Below are 17,998 nucleotides of genomic sequence, written 5' to 3'. Positions count from 1 at the left end.
CCGTCAGGGCTGGAGCATGACTTTGATGCAGCCGTCCGCCTTGTCGCGGAACTTGGCGTACATCTCGGGGCCTTTCGACAGGTCCGCCTTGTGCGTGATCACGAAGGACGGATCGATCTGGCCGTCTTCGATCCGGCGTAGAAGGTCGCCCGTCCAGCGCGGAACATGGGCCTGCGCCATGCGGAAGGTGAGACCCTTGTTCATGGCCTGCCCCATCGGGATCTTATCGACGAGGCCGAGATAGACCCCGATGATCGAGATGACGCCGGCCGGCCGACAGACATAGATCATCTCTCGCAGAACGTGCGGCCGATCGTTTTCCAGCATCATCATCTGCTTGGCGCGATCGACCAGCGTGTCGGGCTGGCCGAAACTGACATGGCTTTCGGTGCCGACTGCGTCGATGCACCTGTGCGGGCCCTCGCCGCTGGTCAGCTCGTTGAGCCGACCGACCACGCTCTCCTTCTCGAAATCGATGGTGATGGCGCCGGCCGCGGCGGCCATCGACAGGCGTTCGGGCAGGCAGTCGATGGCGATTACCTGTTCGGCGCCGAGGAGGATGGCGGAGCGGATCGCCATCTGGCCGACCGGTCCGCAGCCCCAGATCGCGACGGTGTCGCCCGGCTGGACGTCCGTCTGGACCGCCGCCTGCCAGCCGGTCGGCAGGATGTCGGACAGGAACAGAAGCTTCTCGTCGTCGATCCCCTCCGGCACCTTCACATGCGTCGTATCGGCGAAGGGCACTCGCAGGTATTCGGCCTGCCCCCCCGGATAGCCGCCGGTGAGATGCGTATATCCGAAGAGGCCCGCGGTCCGATGACCGAAGGCCTTGTCGCCGAGATCGCCCTTGCGGTTCGTTCGCTGGCAGACCGAAAAGTTTCCTCGCCGGCACTGGTCGCATTCGCCGCATTGGATGGTGAAGGGGATGACGACGCGGTCGCCCTTCTTCAGCTTGTTCTTGGCCGCGCTTCCCACCTCCACGACTTCGCCCATTGCCTCATGGCCCATGATGTCGCCGGGCAGCATGGCAGGCACGAGATTGTGGAAGAGGTGGAGATCCGAGCCGCAGATTGCGCAGCTCGTGACCTTGATGATCGCATCTCGCGGATGCTCGATCTCCGGATCGGACACCGTATCGCAACGGATGTCCTCCTTGCCGTGCCAGACGAGCGCTCTCATGCCGATCTCCCTCAGTTGTGGAGCGTCTACCTAAGTTCCGGTCGCCAAAGAGCGCACTCGGACTATTCCTAGGGGACATCCCGAGGGGGTGGCCGACCGCCGTCTGGGGTTCTTGGGGAGAGCCGACGACATGACGGAGGCGCCAACGCCGATGGCCACTTCGAACCTTACCGACAGGAATGAGATTGCCGACGCGGCGCAGGTGAGCCGGGCTCGATTTCTGGAGGCGAACCTCTCCTCGATCCCGGATTATGTCTATGCGTTCGACCGGCAGCGGCGCTTCGCCTATGCGAACCCCGCGATGCTCGCCCTGTTCGGCCTTTCCGCGCCGCAGATGCTAGGGCGGACGTTCGAAGATCTCGATTATCCGCTCGATCTCGCCGACCTTATGAACGGCCATATCGACCGGATCTTCGCCGAAGGCGTCACCATCGAGGACGAGGTCTTCTTTCGCAGTCCGACCGGGCACGCCGCCTATTTCGCCTATCTCTGGGGACCGGTCCGGGGTGAGGACGGGACGATCGATCTCGTGGTCGGCGTCTCTCGGGATACCAGCGAGCGCCGCGCGATGGAGGAAGCCCTGCGCAAAAGCGAGGCGCGGCTCCGGGCCGCGACGGACTTGGTCGGCATCGGCATCTATGCCTGGGATCCGGTCACCGGCGCGCTCGACTGGGACGAGCGGCTCCGCGCCATGTGGGGGCTTCCCATCGACGCCCCGGTCGATATGGAGGTCTACGAGGCGGGAATCCATCCGGACGATCTGCCGCTTGTCCGCCAGGCGATCGCCGCCTGCATCGATCCGGCCGGCAGCGGCCTCTACAATCTGGAATACCGGGTTATCGGGCGCGACGGCGTGTTGCGCCATATCGCGACCGCCGGGCGAACCACCTTCGCGCAAGGACGCGCGATCGGCTTCGTCGGGGCGGCCATTGAGGTGACGACGCAGCGTCGGGCCGAAGCGGCCATCCGGGCGAGCGAAGCCCAGTTCCGAAGTTTCGCCGCCAACACCAGCAACCTGATCTGGATCGGCGATCCGGCGGCGGGCACGATTACCTACCGGAGCGCCGCCTTCGAGAGGATCTGGGGCATCGCGATCGAGGAGGGGGCGAACGAACTCTCGCAATGGATCAAGGATGTCCATCCCGACGACCGTGCGCATGTCGAGCACGCTTTGGCGACCGTGGCGGCCGGAGACGTCGCGCAGTTCGAGTATCGGCTCATCCGGCCGAGCGACGGATCGATCCGTTGGCTCCGCGATACGAGCTTCCCAATCCTCGACGATAGCGGAAGCGTTGCCCAGATCGGCGGGATCGTCGAGGACCTGACGCAGGAGGATGTGCATCACGTCTATATCGTCAGCGGCAGGGCAGCGGAGGCGCGGAAGCTGGCCAACGTGATCCGGGGACTGGGCTACCGTGCCCGGACCTTCGAAAACGCCGCCGCTTTGATCGACATCGCCTCGGTGCTGGCGCCAGGCTGCGTCGTTCTCGATCTGCGCATCCATAAAGACGAGGTGCTGACAGTCCCTCGCGAGCTGAAGGCACGGTCGATCACCTTGCCGATCCTGGCGCTCGACAGGGCGGGAGCGGACGTCGACACGGCGGTCGCGGCCATGAAGGCCGGCGCCTTGGACTACGTCATTGTGAAAGACGACGCCTCACTCGCCGCGTCGCTCGCAGGCGCCATTGCCGAATGTCAGGGTTCGGTGCGTCCGACGACACGCGACGAGAATGCCGGCGCACGTATCGCCCGTCTGACGCCACGCGAGCGCGAAGTCCTGATCGGCCTGGTCGACGGGGGAACGAACAAGGTCATCGGACAGAAGCTCGGCATCAGCCCGCGCACCGTCGAGCTTCATCGTGCCCAGGTGATGAACCGGTTGAACGCGGCAAGCCTGACCGAGCTACTTCAGATCGCCCTTGCGGCCGGAGTGGCGCCGTCCGCCGATGAGAACTGGGCGAAGCGGAAGTCTACCTAGGGATCCTACGGGTGCCCGACGGGGCGCCGCGCGGTTACCTGAACGCATGGTCGACGACCTTTCGCAGGGCTTCAAACGTCCGGGCGTTCCGCTGTCGGGGATGGCTGGCGCGGGCATGGCCGCCGCTGCGTACGAGCGAGATCCGCAGATCTTGCGCACTTGAACCGGCAAGATGTCGAACAAGAAATGGAGGTGAACCATGAGCGCCGCCGAATCCGAGGCCGATGCGGCCACCGCCGCTTCCATAACGATCGGCAAGCCCGCTTCAGAACTCCGAGCGCTTTGGCTGCAACCGGATATCCAGTCGCGGATATGGGCGCATTTCGCCAAGGTCACGCCGATGAGCGATCGAACGGCCGAATGGGTCGCGCGGGGTCCCGCGGGCGGCGAGTATCGCTGGCGGACGGCGACGGGCGATGGGGAGCCGGATGCGGTGCGCTGGACCACGGAGGACGGCGCCGACGTGCCGAATGTCGGCGTTTTATCCTTTCAGCCCGCTCCGGGCGACCGCGGCACGGAGCTGCATCTCGACGTCCGGTTCGATCCGCCGGGAGGCGCGATCGGGCAGGCCTTGAGCAAGCTATTCCACATTGCGCCGCACGAGATCGTGCGGACGGCGCTCTATCGGTTCCGCGCGATCGCCCTCACTGGCGAAATCCCGACCACCGACCCCCAGCCCGCCGCCCGCAAGGGCGGTGCGGACCGCTAGGAGACAGGCCCATGCGCGCGCTCTGCTGGAACGGCGTGAACGATCTTCGCGTCGAAACCGTCGCCGATCCCGAAATCCTGAACCCGAACGACGTGATCCTCAAGGTCCGGCTCTCGACCACATGCGGCTCCGATCTCCACCTGATCGACGGCCTCATCCCGACCATGCGGGAGGGCGACGTGCTCGGACATGAGTTCATGGGCGAGATCGTCGATGTCGGGCGCGACGTCACCAAGGTGACGAAGGGCGACCGCGTCGTCGTGCCCTCCTTCATCTCCTGCGGCAAGTGCTGGTACTGCCAGCACGACCTATACTCGCTCTGCGATACGACCCATCCGAAACCCGAGTTGCAGGAGCCGCTGCTCGGCTATCCGACAGCCGGCATCTACGCTTATTCGCACGCCTTCGGCGGCTATGCCGGCGCCCACGCGGAATATGTTCGCGTGCCCTTCGCCGATACCGACTGCTTCAAGGTCCCGGACGGCGTTTCCGACGAGGCCGCCCTTTTCATCTCGGACGCCGCGCCGACCGGCTTCATGGGGGCGGACTTCTGCAACATCCATCGCGGCGACGTCGTCGCCGTCTGGGGCTGCGGCGGCGTCGGCCTGATGGCGCAGCAGAGCGCGATGATCCTCGGCGCCGAACGGGTCATCGCCATCGACCGGTACCCCGAGCGGCTTGCGAAGGCCGAGGCGTTTGGGGCCATTCCGCTCGACTATACCGACGTCGATGTGATCGAGGCGCTGAAGGAGATGACCGGCGGACGTGGCCCCGATTCCTGTATCGATGCCGTCGGTATGGAAGCTGGCGGCACGGGTCTTCAACAGGCCTATGACCGGGTGAAGCAGGCCCTCTACCTCGAAACGGATCGCGGGGCCGCATTACGGCAGGCGATGCTGGCGGTCCGCAAGGGCGGCACGCTGTCGATCCTCGGCGTCTACGGGGTGATGGATAAGTTTCCGCTGGGATTGCTGATGAACAAGGGCGTCACCGTCAGAACCGCTCAGCAGCATGGCCAAGCCTATGTTCCCCGCCTGCTCGAATACGCCCAGCGGGGGGAACTGACGCCCGCCTCTCTGGCAACGCACCGCTTCTCTCTCGAAGACAGCCCGACCGGCTATCATATGTTCAAGCATAAGGAAGACGGCTGTCTGCGCGCGGTGTTCTTGCAGTAGGTAGGCTCACGATCGCCCTGCGCCGAACCGATCATCACCCGGCCCATGTCGCACGGCTACGTCCGCTTCCGAGGGCACCTCGCCGCGGCAGTGGACGGCGGTGATCGGTCGACAACGGACGGTCGGCTTTTCGGCATCTGTCTCCAATAGCGGACGGACCGCGGCCGGTTTCAGATTGGGCCTCTCCGACTTGGCAGAAGACGAAGCCGCCGCACAGTCCTGCGTCCCTCATCTGCCGGCAGAGGAGGCGGCGAGGTCGAAGAGGGCGCGGGCGGCCATCAGATCGAGATGGCCGCCGCCGCCATTCTTGAAGAGCGTGATCTCCTCGGCGCCGCGCCGGCCGCGTGCCGGGTCCTCTGCCAGTTCGAAGAGGTCGGCGGCGACGCCGTCCCGCGTCATCGCGCCTGCCGCGATGGCTTGTGCGAAATCCCCGCAGGTGTCGAGCGTAAAGCGCCGCGTATCGGCGAAGAGCCGGGCGCGACGGATCGCGGTGTCGTCGGCCTCGCGCATCTGCGGCGTGAAACCGCCGACGAGATCGACATGGGCACCGGGCGCGAGCCAATCTCCCTCGAAGACCGGGACGGCGGAAGCGGTGAGGCAGGACAGGATGTCCGCCCGTCGCACCGCAGTCTCGACATCCGCGCTGGTTTCCGCCTCGATGCCGAGCACGCCGAGCCGCGCCGCCACGGCTTCGGCGCGGGCCGGGGTGCGGTTGCAGATCGTCACCCGGCGGATCGTCGGGCGCATGGCCAGAAGGAAGCGGGCATGGGTCTCCGCTTGCCCGCCTGCGCCGATCAGGGTCAGCGTCTCGCAGTCCGGCCGGGCCAGGAGATCGGCCGCCAGGGCCGAATCGGCGGCGGTCTTCATGCGCGTGAAGGCTTCGCCATGGATCACCGCCAGCGGCGCGCCCGCCTCGCCGTCGAAGAGCAGCGCCACCGAATGGATGTTCTGGCGCCCCGTCGCGGCATTGCCTGGAAAGACCGTGGCCGCCTTCACCACGACGCCCTCCCGCCGGCGCCAGCCGCTCCAGACGAGGAGATCGTTCTCGGCGCCGGGCTCGGGCAGGTAAAGCCGCTCCACCGCCGGCACCTCCCCGAGATGGCCCGCGCGCAGGGCCTCGACCAGAATGCGCGGGTCCAGGGTGGCGGAAAGGGCGTCGGCGTCGATCAGGATCATCGCGGGCTCAGAAGGTTGTCGTGCCGGACGGGGCCAGCCGTCGGGATAAAAAAGGGCTCGGCCGCGGAAGGACGCAGCCTCACGCGCCGCACAGCATCCGTCGCACCAGCGACCGCGTAAAGGGGCCGGTTCCCGTTGATCCGACCGACGCGCCGATCCGCTGGACGGGACGCCGCGCGATGAGCCCTGAAAACCATCGAATTCGCCAAATTGACGCGGAACCCATTCCGTGAACTCATGATGTCATGAGCTAAAGTCGATTTCCAACCGTTCGAAACTGGTCATTATCTTGGCAATCGAGAGCAGCGCGTAGAGTTTAGTCACTGCGCGGCGGAGGTTCCATGACGCCAGCGTCGAACACCTCATTCCCGAATGTCACAACCCCGATCGCCTTACGGGGCAAGGCCCTGCGAGCGCGGGTCTACCTGCCGGCTCACCAGCCCGGCCTCGCCGATGGGGGCCTGCCGGGTGAACGCTATATCGACTATCATCGCCAGCGGGCGAAGGCCGGTCTCGGCATGCAGATCACCGGCGCGACGCCGGTCCTCTGGTCCGAAGTCTGGGCCGACGGACTGACGCTGGTCAATATCGACGACCGGATCATTCCCGGCTATCGCGAGCTCGCCCGGGCCGTCCATGACGAAGGCGGGCTGATGCTCGCGCAGCTCGCCCATGTCGGCGCGATGGAAACGACGGGCGACGCCATCGTCTCCGCCTCCTGGGAGCGGTCCGAACTGACGCATCAGATGTCGCGCGAGGCGACGGCGGAGGAGCTGGCGGAGATCGCCGGTCTCTACCGCGCCGCGGCGCGCCGCTGCCGCGAGGGCGATCTCGACGGCGTCGAGGTCACGATGGCGCATGGCATGCTCCTCGCGAGCTTCCTGTCGCCGCTGATGAACCGGCGCGAGGACGGCTATGGCGGCGGTCTCGAAGGCCGCACCCGCTTCCCCCGCGAGGTTCTGGCGGCGGTGCGCGAGGCGATGGGCGAGGGGGCGATCGTCGGCATCCGCATTCCGGGCGACGAGATGCTGGCGGACGGCATCGGTCCCGCCGAGGCCGCGTCGATCGCCCGCCGCCTCGTCGCGACCGGCATGGTCGACTATGTCAGCGTCACCGCCGGCAACAACACGCGCAAGCTGGCCCGCGTCGATCACTGGCCGCCGACGCCGGCGCCCTTCGGCGCCTTCCGCCACCTGTCGCGCGCCGTGCGCGAAGCGGTCGAAGTGCCGGTGGCGACCGTCGGGCGGGTGACGACGCTGGATCTCGCCGAGGAGATCCTCGCCGCCGGCGACGCCGATCTCGTCGGCATGGTGCGGGCGAATGTCGCCGATCCGCGCCTCCTGCCGAAAGCGTTGGCGGCGGCGCCGAAGACCATCCGGCCCTGCATCGGCGCCAATGTCTGCATCAATTCCCTGCTCGACCACAAACCGCTGACCTGCATGGTCAATCCGGAAGTGGGACGGCCGCCGTCGACGATCGACCGGCCGATCGGCGCGGCGCGCTCGGCCGTGGTCGTCGGCGCCGGCCCGGCCGGGCTCGAAGCGGCGCGGCGGCTCGCCCTGCGCGGCTTCGGCACCACGCTCGTCGAGGCGGACGACCGGCTCGGTGGGCAGATGGACCGCTGGTCGCGCACCGCCTCCCGCCAGGAATTCCGCAAGATCCTGCGCTGGTGGGAGGACGAGCTCGCCCGGCTCGGTGTCGGGCTCGAGCTCGGCGCGCCCGCCGAGGCGGGTGACATCCTGCGACGCCGGCCCTCGGTCGTGCTGCTTGCGACCGGCTCGGCGCCGATCGCCGATCGCGAGATCGCCTTCGGCGGCACGCCCACCTACGGCCCCTACGACGTGCCGGAGGGCGGCGGCCATGTCCTGGTCCGCGACGAGATGGGCCGGCTCGCCGCGATGCTGACCGCCGAGCGTCTCGCGGCGACCTGGAAGAAGGTGACGCTCGTCACCTCCGCCATGCATCCGGGCGAGGGGGAGGGCATCACCACCGCCTATACGCTGGTCCGCGCTCTGGGGCGGCTCGGCGTCGAGATCGTCGACCGGGCGAAGCTGGTGCGGGTCGAGGCGGGCCGGGCCGTCCTGAAGGGCGTCTTCGAGGAGAACCGTCCGGCGGCCGAGGGCGTCGAGGCCGTGGTCTCGCTCATCGGCGCGGTCAGCCACACGCCGCTCCTGGCGGAGCTGAGGGCGAAGGGCGTCGACGTCCGGCGCATCGGCGACGCGAAGCTGCCGCGCGACGTGACGGCTGCCGTGCGCGACGCGGCCGAGACCGTCTGGTCGCTCGACGCCGGCAACGACGCCGACGCCGACGCGCCCCGCCTTTCCCAGCCCATGGCCGCAGGAGCCAGCCTTTGATGCGGATGAGCCGACAGATGGAGCAGGGTTTCTGGCAGGGCGCTGAGACGGTGCCCGGCGCGCGGCTTCCGGCCCCGCCGCTCGTGCGCATCGAGCATCTCGTCAAGCGCTACGGCAACCATGTGGTGCTCGACGATGTCGGCTTCGATCTCGACAGCGGCGAGGTCGTTGCCATCATCGGTCCGAGCGGGTCGGGCAAGTCCACCCTGCTGCGCTGCGTCAACCAGCTCGAACGCCCCGATGGCGGCTGCATCACGGTGGGCGGCCAGCGCTTCGAGGGCGGCCGCGACCACCCGCGCGCCGAACTCGACAAACTGCGGCGGACGGTCGGCATGGTGTTCCAGTCGTTCAACCTGTTTCCGCATCTCACCGTCCTGCGCAATGTCAGCATCGCGCAGGAGCGCGTCGCCGGGCGCAGCCGCAAGGAGGCCGACGAGCGCTCGATGCAGCTGCTCGCTCGCGTCGGCCTGGCGGAGAAGGCGAACCAATATCCGTCCCGCTGTTCCGGCGGGCAGCAGCAGCGCATCGCAATCGCCCGGGCGCTGGCGCTCGATCCCCAACTGATGCTGTTCGACGAGCCGACCTCGGCGCTCGATCCCGAACTCGGGCTCGAAGTCCTCGCCGTGATGCGCGAGCTGGCCGAATCCGGCATGACTATGATCGTCGTGACTCACGAGATGCGCTTCGCCGAGAACGTCTCCGACCGTGTCGTGGTCATGGCGGACGGCAAGATCATCGAGACGGGGCCGAGCGCCGAGGTGATGCGCAATCCGCAGGCCGAACGCACCAACCGCTTCCTCCACGCGGTGCGGGATCGCTGAAGATGGAGGCCTTCTCCGATCTCGCGCGCGGCGTGCCCTGGACCATCGCCCTCACGGCCCTGTCCTTCCTCCTCGGCGCGCTCGGCGGTCTCTGGCTCTGCGCCCTCCGGCTCTCGCCGGCGCCGCTGGCGCGCGCCGCCGCGACCGCGGCCATCCTGACGCTCCGCTCGGTGCCGCCGGTCCTCTGGCTCTTCATCATCTTCTTCGGCATCGGCTTCGGCTACGTGCAGCTCTCGCCCTTCGTCGCGGCGACGATCGGCCTGTCGCTCATCACCGCCGCCAACATGGCGGAGATCTATCGCGGCGCCTTCGCCGGCGTTCATGCCGGGCAGCGCGAGGCGGCGGTCGCGCTCGGCTTCTCGCCGCGCCACCGCTTCCAGGACATCGTCGGGCCGCAGATGATCCGCATCGCCCTGCCGAGCGCGGCGACCTTCGGCATCGGTCTTCTGAAGGACACGGCCGTCGCCTCGCTGATCGGCGTGCAGGACGTCGCCTTCGAGGTGAACGCGCTGGCGCAGCGCAGCTTTTCCGGCATCGGCACCTTCGCCGTCGCCGCCCTTCTTTATATCGCGCTGAGCCTGCCCATCGCCTCGCTCGCGCGCTGGACCGATCTCAGCCTGCGCGCGAGGGTCGCCCGATGAGCGAGATCCTGGACTTCTGGCGCGAATGGCTGCCGACGCTCCTCGACGGCCTCGTCGTCAGCCTGGAGGTGACGGCGGCGAGCCTGGCGCTCGGCATTCCGCTCGGCCTCGCCCTCGCCCTCGCGGTGCAGGCGAGATCCGCCGCACTGCGCAGCGTGGCGCTCGTCCTCGTCGAGATTGGGCGCGGCACGCCGGCGCTGATCCTGCTGCAATTCGCCTATTACGGCCTGCCCTCCGCCGGGCTGACGCTGGATTCCTACGGCGCCGCTGTCGTCGCGCTCGCGGCCTGCACCGGCGCCTATACGAGCGAGATCATCCGCGCGGGGCTGGAGGCGGTGGCCGAGGGCCAGCGCGAGGCCGCCGTCGCGATCGGCTTCAGCCGGCTCGACCAACTGCGCTACGTGATCCTGCCCCAGGGCCTGCGCATCGCCGTGCCGCCGTTGCTCGGCTTCTCGATCCTCATCTTCCAGGGCACCTCGCTCTGCTACGCCATCGCGCTGCCCGAGCTGATGAGCCAAGCCTATGCGGTGGGCTCCAACACCTTCCGCTACATGCCGATCCTGATTCTGGCCGGCCTGCTCTTCGCCGCGATCTGCATCCCGGCGACGCTTCTCGTCTCGCGCCTCGAACACCGGCTCGACCGCCACAGCCGCTGAAACGGCGCGCATCCCGCAATACGCATGAACCCCACCCGCCGAAGGAGTGACGGACGATGAAGCGCAATATCCTGGCCATGACCGCGGGCGCCCTTGCGGCCTGCTGCCTTGGCACCGCCGCGAGTGCGCAGGACTGCAAGCCCGCCCATGCCTTCGAGACGGTGGAGAAGGGCTTTCTCACCGTTTCCACCACGACCTACGCGCCCTTCTCCTATGTCGACAAGGACGGCTCCGTCGGCGGCGTCGACGGCGACATCGTGGAGGCGATCGCCAAGCTCGAATGCCTGAAGGTGAAGGCGGTGGCGACGGATCCGAGCGCCGCCATTCAATACATCCTCACCGGCCGCTCCGATCTCTCGACCGGCGACTGGTACCGCACCGCCGAGCGCGCCAAGGTCGTCGGCCTGTCCGGCCCGCTCTATACCGACCAGATGGGCATCTATTCCAAGGATGGCTACAAGAGCGTCAAGGAGATCGAGGGCAAGTCCGTCGGCACCGTGCAGGGTTATCTCTGGGTGGCCGACCTTCAGAAGGTGCTCGGCGCCAAGCTGAAGCTCTATCCGAATTCCTCCGGCCTCTCGAAGGATCTGGAGGCGGGCCGCCTCGAAGTCGGCGTCGACGGCTATGCGAGCGGCGCCTATGCGCGGACCGAGGGCGGTTTCAAAGGGTTGAAGATCGAGGTCAGCGCCCCGGACGAGCGTGTGCGCGCCACCGTGAAGGCGGCCCAGGCGGGCCTGCCCTATACCAAGGGCAACGCGGCCCTCGGTAAGGCGCTCGACGCCGATATCGCGACGCTTCACAAGGACGGGACGATCGCCTCGATCCTGAAGAAGCACAAGCTCGACGCTTCCGCCGCCGAAGTCGGCGAGCCGCGTCTCGTCGAATAGCCAAGGCCGGACCTCCCGCCGGGGCCCAGCCGGGATCGGCGGGACGCCCCGGCTCTTCCGCCGTTCCGCCCGCCTGTCAGCCCAGTGCCGCCGCATGACGCTCTATTCGATCTCCCGCAAGTCGCAGTCGTGGTATGGCGAGGCGATCGGCATCCTGATCCTCGACGCCGCCTATCCCTGCATTCCCGGCAATGTCGGCAACGCCACGACCTATGCCTATCCGGTGCGTTTCCAGGAAGTGCGCGGCGCCTCGATCGACCGGCTGCTGAACCAACGCGACCCGGCGCTGCGCGACGCCTTCGTCGAGGCGGCGGTGGAACTGCGCGATCGCGGCGTGAAGGCGATCACCGGCGCCTGCGGCTTCATGGCCTATTTCCAGGAGGAGGTCGCGGACGCCGTCGACGTACCCGTCTTCCTGTCGAGCCTGATGCAGATCCCCTTCATGCATGCGATCACCGGCCGGCGGGTCGGGATCGTCACCGCCAATTCTGCCGTTCTCACGCCGCGCCACATGCGGGCGAGCCGCATTTCCGACGAGATCCCGGTCGCCATCGCCGGCATGCAGGAAATGACGGAGTTCCGCGAGGCGATCCTGGAGGAGAAGGGCACGCTCGATTCGGCCGGCATCGAGCGGGAAGTGGTGGAGGTCGCGGCCCGGCTCGTCGCGGACCATCCCGATATCGGCTCGATCCTCCTCGAATGCAGCGACCTGCCGCCCTATGCCCATGCGGTGCAGGCGGCGACCGGGCGACCGGTCTTCGACTTCATCACCATGATCGACCAGGTGCAGGCGGCGGTGCGCCGGCGCCGCTATGAGGGCTTCATGTAACGGCGCTCCCCGCGCCCGCGCCGAAACCGGTTGCCAACGCCCCCATTCCATTCTGGAATGGCTCGATGCAGACGCCGCGTCGGCTTCTTCCCTCCATCGGCCTTCTCAGCGCGTTCGAGGCCTCGGCGCGGACGGGGAGCTTCACGGCGGCGGCGCGCGAGCTGAATCTCACGCAGAGCGCCATCAGCCGGCAGATCCGGGCGCTGGAGGAGCAACTCGGCGTCGAGCTCTTCCTGCGCGAGCGCCAGACCGTGCGGCTGACGCCGGCGGGCGAGGCCTATGCCCGCGACATCCGCGAGGCGCTGCGGCGCATCTCCGCCGCCTCGCTCAACCTGCGCGCCAATCCCTTCGGCGGCACGCTCAACCTCGCCATCCTGCCGACCTTCGGCACGCGCTGGCTGGCGCCGCGCCTGCCGGATTTCCTGGCGCGCCATCCCGGCATCACCATCAATCTCGCGACCCGCCTCGTCGAAGCGGACGCCGCCCCCGACGTTCCGCAATCGGCCCGTTCGAGAAGTAACTTCAACGACCGGGGAGGGGGCTCCAGACGAAGAACTTACGAACACGATTGACGTCAGGCCGACAATCAAAACTGCCGAAGCGAGAACTCAAGGGCTGAGCTATAGACACCCACATATGAGGCGAGCGAATTGCCCTTGCCCACCCGGACCTAATCGTTTATGACCGAAGAATAATCGTTTAGGTCGTCCGCTAGGGCGAAGGTGCGGAAGGGAGGTCTGCGCTTGAAGAAGTCGACGATGCGCGACGTCAGCCGCGTCACCGGCCTGTCCATGTTCACCGTGTCGCGCGCGCTCAGCGGTGCGGACGGCGTGTCGGACGAGAGCCGTATGCAGGTTCGGCGCGTTGCCGACGAACTTGGTTACATCCCGAACCGGGCAGCCCAGGATCTCCGGAAGGTCAGCCGCGATTCCGTCGCGGTCATCACCGCCAGTACCTCGAATAGCTACTATCTCGATCTGATGTCCGGGATCCAGAAGGCCCTCCGTCCGGCGAACTGGACGGTCGTCATGGCGGACGTGGCGGTTGATGGCGTCTACGATCCCGATCTCGAAGAGCGCACGGTCCGGCGCCTGATCGAGACCCGTACCGCCGGGGTTATCTCGACGCTTGCGCTCAAGCCTGCCAATGCGGCGCTGCTGGCGCGCTGGGACATACCGCTGGTCTTCGTCGACTCGGCGCCGCCGAAGGGAAAGGCCGCCTTTCCAAGTGTTACCACGGACAATTACAAGGCGAGCCGTGAGGTCGGGCGTCATCTGGCCGAGCATGGCTACGAGGATTGGCTCTTCCTCATCTATCCTTCGCGCTGGTCGACGCGCTTCGAGCGCGAGCGCGGCATCCGTGAAGCCGCCGAGATCCATGGCGTGCGGCTGGAGGTTTTGGAAAGCGGCAACGACCCGGACTCCGCTCATGCCGTCATGGCGGAGCGGCTCGGCGAGGGACGTTCGCTGCCCCGCGCCCTCGTCGCAGGCAACAACCCCTTGCTGCTCGGTGCCTTGCGTCTTCTGCGCGAGAAGGCTCTGCGCATTCCCGAGGACATCGCGGTGATCGGCTTCGACGAGTTCGCCTGGTCGGGGCTGATCGATCCGCCGCTGACCGTTCTCAACGAGCGAAGCGAGGAGATCGGCCACCGCGCCGCCTCGATGCTCGCTCGGATCATCGACGGCCAGAGCGAGGCCGAACGGCGCGGGGCTCCCGCTCAGCCGACCTATCGCGATGAGGACGTTCAACAGGTCGAGGCCGAACTCGTCATCCGCCGCTCCTGCGGCTGCTGACGGCGGGAGGGGCGGGCGGCGGGGTCTTTCTGTGTCCGTCAACATAAACGTTTTGGATGCCCGGTTTCGGGCTCCGAAGGAGAGGCTGCGGGTGGGTCCGCGGCACATCTGACAATCCGTCGCCGCAGTCGGCCGACGGCAACGGGAGGAGGAAACCCCATGAAGATCCATATGATACTTACATCGACCATCGCGCTCGCGTCGCTGGTGATCGCGCTGCCGGCGATGGCGCAGAGCACTGCCCCGAAGAAGATCGAGAAGATCGGCCTGTTGGTGCAGGACATGTCGAACCCGTTCTTCTCGGCCATGGACAAGGGAGCCCAGAAGGCTGCGGCCGAGATCGGCGCGAGCGTGAACACGCAGGACGCGCAGCTCGATCTGGCCACCCAGAACAACCAGATCGACACGTTCATCCAGCAGGGCGTCAACCTGATCGTCGTCTCGGCGGTCAACGAGGTTGGCCTCGAGCCGGCGATCCAGCGCGCCAAGGAGGCGGGCATCATCGTGATCGCCGTCGACACGCCCGCCAAGGGTGCCGATGCCGTGGTCATGACCAACGCGGTCCAGGCGGGCGAGCGCTCCTGCGAGTATCTCTTCACGCAGATGGGCGGCAAGGGCGAGGTGCTGCTCGTCGACGGTACGCCGATCCAGACCATCATCGACCGCATTCAGGGCTGCCGAAACGTCGCCGCCAAGTTCCCGGACATCAAGATCGTCGGCCAGCAGGCTTCGAAGAACGACCGCGCCTCGGGCCTAGCCGTCACCACGGACATGCTGACGGCCAACCCCGACGTGACGGGCATCTTCGGCATGAACGATCCGTCCGCGCTGGGTGCCGTTCTTGCGGTCGAGCAGGCGGGAAAATCCTCCCAGATCAAGGTCACGGGCGTCGACGGCAGCCCCGAGGCGGTCGCCGAGCTCAAGCGCGCGGGCTCGCCCTTCATCGGCACGGCGACGCAGAATCCCGGCGGCATGGTCCAGGAGGCGATCCGCATCGCGCAAGGCATGGCAGCCGGCAAGGCTCCGACGGAGCGCACGGTGCTGATCGAAAGCGTTCTCGTCACCCGCGACAATGTCGGCCAGTACCCCGGCTGGTAAGTCGCCGCGCAGTCCGATCCATCCTCAAGACGGGAGGCGGCAAGCCCGCCTCCCGCGTCCCGGAAAGGCAGGCCGAGCCATGAACACCTTGGCGGCGCCCCTCCTGCGTCTCGAGGGCGTGAGCAAGCGCTACGGCGCCACGCTGGCGCTGAACGACGTCCATCTCGACCTCCGCGCCGGCGAGGTCCACGCCCTGATGGGCGAGAACGGCGCCGGCAAGTCGACGCTGATGAAGATCCTCGCCGGCAATGTCGAGCGTGACAGCGGCCGGATCCTGGTGGACGGCCGCGAGGTCGACATCCGCTCGCCACGCGACGCCCGCGCTCACGGGATCGCGATCATCCATCAGGAGCTCAACACCGTTCCCGGCATGACCGTCGCCGAGAACCTGTCGCTCGGCGCCGAACCGCGGACCCGGCTTGGAACGCTCGACCGCGCCCGCGTCCTTCGCGAGGCACGGGAGAAGCTGGCCCGCATCGGCGCGGCGATCGATCCGCGCCGACCGCTCGGCTCCCTCTCCATCGGCATGCAGCAGATGGTGGAGATCGCCCGTGCCGTCAGCGAGAACGCCCGCATCCTCGTCCTCGACGAGCCGACCGCCGCGCTGTCGCGGGCCGAGGCCCAGGCGCTCTACGCGCTGATCCGGCAGATGCGCGCTGCGGGCGTCGGGATGGTCTACATCTCGCACCGCATGGAGGAGGTCTGGCAGCTCGCCGACCGCGTCACCGTGTTCCGCGATGGAACCCATGTCGGCACCGGCGCGATGGCCGACCTCGCGCCCGGCGACGTCGTGCGCATGATGGTCGGCCGACCCGTGGCCGACCTCTATCGGCACGAGCCCCGCCGCCCCGGCGACCCCGTCCTCGATGTCGAGAACCTCTCGGGGGAAGGTATCGGCCCAGTGAGCTTCCGCGTCCATGCGGGCGAGGTCGTGTGCATGGCAGGCCTCATCGGGTCCGGACGCACCGAGGTCGCTCGCCTCCTGTTCGGCGCAGACCGCCGCAGCGGAGGCGAGGTCCGCGTTTCCGGCCGTTCGAGCCGGCCCGCCGATCCCCATGCCGCGATCCACGACGGTTTCGGCTTCGTGCCCGAGGACCGTAAGGCGCAGGGCCTCTTCCTCAACCATTCCGTCGAGGCGAACGTCGTGATCTCCACCCTCGGCCGCTTCGCGCCGGGCGGCGTCGTTCGGGCGCGCAAGGCCCGGGAGGCCGTTCTTGACCAGATGCGACGCCTCCGCCTGCGCCTCAACGCGCTCGCCCTGCCGGTGCGCGCGCTGTCGGGGGGCAACCAGCAGAAGGCGGCTCTGGCACGTTGGCTCTTGCGCGATTCCGCTATCCTAATCCTCGACGAGCCGACCCGCGGCGTCGACATCGGTGCCAAGCGCGAGATCTACGAAGTCATCGACGGGCTCGCGCGTGCCGGAAAGGCCGTCCTCGTCGTCTCCTCCGACCTGCCCGAAGCCATCGGGATCAGCGACCGCCTCCTCGTGATGCGTGGTGGGCGGATCGTGAAGGAACTCAGTTCCGCCGATACCACCGAGGAAGAGGTCATGCTGCACGCCACGGGCGCGGCGCCGCAAGCCAACGCCACCACGCAAGGAGCAACGCCGTGATCGCCCCCAACCCCCCGAAGGCGGGTCCGGCCGCCGAAGCTTTGGCCCCGGAGCCCTTCGACTTCGCCAAATGGTGGGACCGCGTCGGGATCCTGGTCGTGCTCGTCGCCCTTGTCGTGCTGATGGCCGTCATCGCGCCGAACTTCGCGCGCGTCGACAATCTCCTCAACATCGCCCGCTCCATCTCGGTCAACGCGATCCTTGCCGCGGGCCTCACCTTCGTGATCCTGACGGGCGGCATCGATCTGTCGGTCGGCTCCATCGTCGCCGTCTCTGGCGTCGTCTCGGTGCTCGGCGCGATGGCCGGCCTGCCGGCGCCTGCGGCGATCGCCGCCGGCATGGCGGCAGGCGGCATCTGCGGGCTGATCAACGGCGCGCTGACCGCCTATCTCGGCTTGGCGCCGTTCATCGTCACGCTCGGCACCATGACGTTCCTGCGGGGGCTGTCCTATACGATGACGGCAGGCCAGCCGATCGTGGCAAGCGACCTCAACTTCCGGGATCTCGGAAACGGCTATCTCCTCGGCCTGCCGATCCCGGTGATTGTCATGGTTCTCGTCTTCGCCGCGGCCTGGTTCCTGCTCGAGCGCACGCTTTACGGTCGGCATGTCTATGCCGTCGGCGGCAATCCCGAGGCGGCGCGCCTGGCGGGCGTGCGGGTGAGCCGCATCGTGACATCGGTCTATGTCCTTGCCGGTATCGCGGCGGGTCTGGCCGGCGTGATCCTCGCCGCCCGCCTGATCTCGGCCCAGCCCACTGCGGGCACCGGCTACGAGCTCGACGCGATCGCCGCGGTCGTCCTTGGGGGAACGAGCCTTGCCGGCGGGCGCGGCCGGATCGTCGGCACGTTGATCGGCGCCGTCATCCTCGGCGTCCTCTCGACCGGTCTCATTCTCATGAACGTGCCCTTCTTCACCCAACTCCTCATCAAGGGCGTGGTGATCATCCTGGCGGTCGCGATCGACAGCTTAAAGCAGCGCTCGTTCCGCTTCGGCCGCCGCACCGGCCCCGGCAAGGCCTGATCGACCGAAACCTCCCGCATGAACTTCGTGCAGGCCTCTCCGGGTTTGCGCGCCCCGCTCCCTTCTCC

The 17,998-nt window shown here is 67.6% G+C and carries 15 protein-coding genes and 1 pseudogene; 14 read left to right on the top strand and 2 right to left on the bottom strand.

What is annotated here, in order from left to right; translation table 11 throughout:
* Positions 1-3: 3 nt before the first annotated feature.
* Complete coding sequence (locus IEY14_RS10255) at positions 4-1,179, bottom strand: zinc-dependent alcohol dehydrogenase (protein ID WP_188908159.1); 1,176 nt, start codon at positions 1,177-1,179, stop codon at positions 4-6.
* A gap of 130 nt (positions 1,180-1,309) precedes the next feature.
* On the opposite strand from IEY14_RS10255, the gene IEY14_RS10250 reads away from it, so the two are divergent.
* From IEY14_RS10250 to IEY14_RS10240, 3 genes are all read left to right on the top strand, one after another.
* Complete coding sequence (locus IEY14_RS10250; RefSeq protein ID WP_210318344.1) at positions 1,310-3,157, top strand: PAS domain S-box protein; 1,848 nt, start codon at positions 1,310-1,312, stop codon at positions 3,155-3,157.
* A 199-nt stretch (positions 3,158-3,356) separates the two neighbouring features.
* Entirely contained in the window at positions 3,357-3,866 is a 510-nt protein-coding gene (locus tag IEY14_RS10245; protein WP_188908157.1) for an SRPBCC family protein, read from the top strand.
* An 11-nt stretch (positions 3,867-3,877) separates the two neighbouring features.
* Positions 3,878-5,041: a zinc-dependent alcohol dehydrogenase gene (locus IEY14_RS10240; protein ID WP_188908156.1), complete on the top strand. Its 1,164-nt coding sequence runs from the start codon at positions 3,878-3,880 to the stop codon at positions 5,039-5,041.
* A 228-nt stretch (positions 5,042-5,269) separates the two neighbouring features.
* Here IEY14_RS10240 and IEY14_RS10235 read toward each other — a convergent pair whose 3' ends face one another.
* Complete coding sequence (locus IEY14_RS10235; protein WP_188908155.1) at positions 5,270-6,217, bottom strand: ornithine cyclodeaminase family protein; 948 nt, start codon at positions 6,215-6,217, stop codon at positions 5,270-5,272.
* Positions 6,218-6,558: 341 nt separating this feature from the next.
* On the opposite strand from IEY14_RS10235, the gene IEY14_RS10230 reads away from it, so the two are divergent.
* The 11 genes and pseudogenes from IEY14_RS10230 to IEY14_RS10180 all read left to right on the top strand — a co-directional run bounded on the left by IEY14_RS10230 (position 6,559) and on the right by IEY14_RS10180 (position 17,930).
* Entirely contained in the window at positions 6,559-8,571 is a 2,013-nt protein-coding gene (locus IEY14_RS10230; protein ID WP_188908154.1) for an oxidoreductase, read from the top strand.
* 5 nt (positions 8,572-8,576) lie between these two features.
* Entirely contained in the window at positions 8,577-9,392 is an 816-nt protein-coding gene (locus tag IEY14_RS10225) for an amino acid ABC transporter ATP-binding protein (protein ID WP_373288954.1), read from the top strand.
* Positions 9,393-9,394: 2 nt separating this feature from the next.
* A complete protein-coding gene (locus tag IEY14_RS10220) occupies positions 9,395-10,033 on the top strand; it encodes an ABC transporter permease subunit (protein ID WP_188908153.1) in 639 nt (212 codons plus the stop codon).
* Positions 10,030-10,689 carry an amino acid ABC transporter permease gene (locus IEY14_RS10215; protein WP_188908152.1) on the top strand — a complete coding sequence of 220 codons (660 nt, stop codon included), beginning with the start codon at positions 10,030-10,032 and terminating at the stop codon, positions 10,687-10,689. The genes IEY14_RS10220 and IEY14_RS10215 overlap by 4 nt, the downstream gene beginning before the upstream one ends.
* A gap of 56 nt (positions 10,690-10,745) precedes the next feature.
* Positions 10,746-11,576 carry a substrate-binding periplasmic protein gene (locus tag IEY14_RS10210; protein ID WP_188908151.1) on the top strand — a complete coding sequence of 277 codons (831 nt, stop codon included), beginning with the start codon at positions 10,746-10,748 and terminating at the stop codon, positions 11,574-11,576.
* Between the two features lie 94 nt (positions 11,577-11,670).
* Entirely contained in the window at positions 11,671-12,405 is a 735-nt protein-coding gene (locus IEY14_RS10205; protein ID WP_188908150.1) for an aspartate/glutamate racemase family protein, read from the top strand.
* A 65-nt stretch (positions 12,406-12,470) separates the two neighbouring features.
* A pseudogene (locus IEY14_RS10200) lies at positions 12,471-12,884 on the top strand (LysR family transcriptional regulator); the annotation flags it as partial.
* A gap of 264 nt (positions 12,885-13,148) precedes the next feature.
* A complete protein-coding gene (locus IEY14_RS10195; RefSeq protein WP_188908149.1) occupies positions 13,149-14,198 on the top strand; it encodes a LacI family DNA-binding transcriptional regulator in 1,050 nt (349 codons plus the stop codon).
* Positions 14,199-14,357: 159 nt separating this feature from the next.
* Entirely contained in the window at positions 14,358-15,296 is a 939-nt protein-coding gene (locus IEY14_RS10190; protein WP_188908148.1) for an ABC transporter substrate-binding protein, read from the top strand.
* 79 nt (positions 15,297-15,375) lie between these two features.
* Positions 15,376-16,908: a sugar ABC transporter ATP-binding protein gene (locus IEY14_RS10185; protein ID WP_188908147.1), complete on the top strand. Its 1,533-nt coding sequence runs from the start codon at positions 15,376-15,378 to the stop codon at positions 16,906-16,908.
* Positions 16,905-17,930, top strand: coding sequence for an ABC transporter permease subunit (locus IEY14_RS10180; RefSeq protein ID WP_373288953.1), 1,026 nt, complete (start codon positions 16,905-16,907; stop codon positions 17,928-17,930). Before IEY14_RS10185 ends, IEY14_RS10180 begins: the two co-directional genes overlap by 4 nt.
* Positions 17,931-17,998: the final 68 nt, after the last annotated feature.

Origin of the sequence: Aureimonas endophytica (genome assembly GCF_014642635.1) — a bacterium.
GTDB lineage: Bacteria > Pseudomonadota > Alphaproteobacteria > Rhizobiales > Rhizobiaceae > Plantimonas > Plantimonas endophytica.
This window is presented reverse-complemented; position numbering and strand designations above follow the sequence as displayed.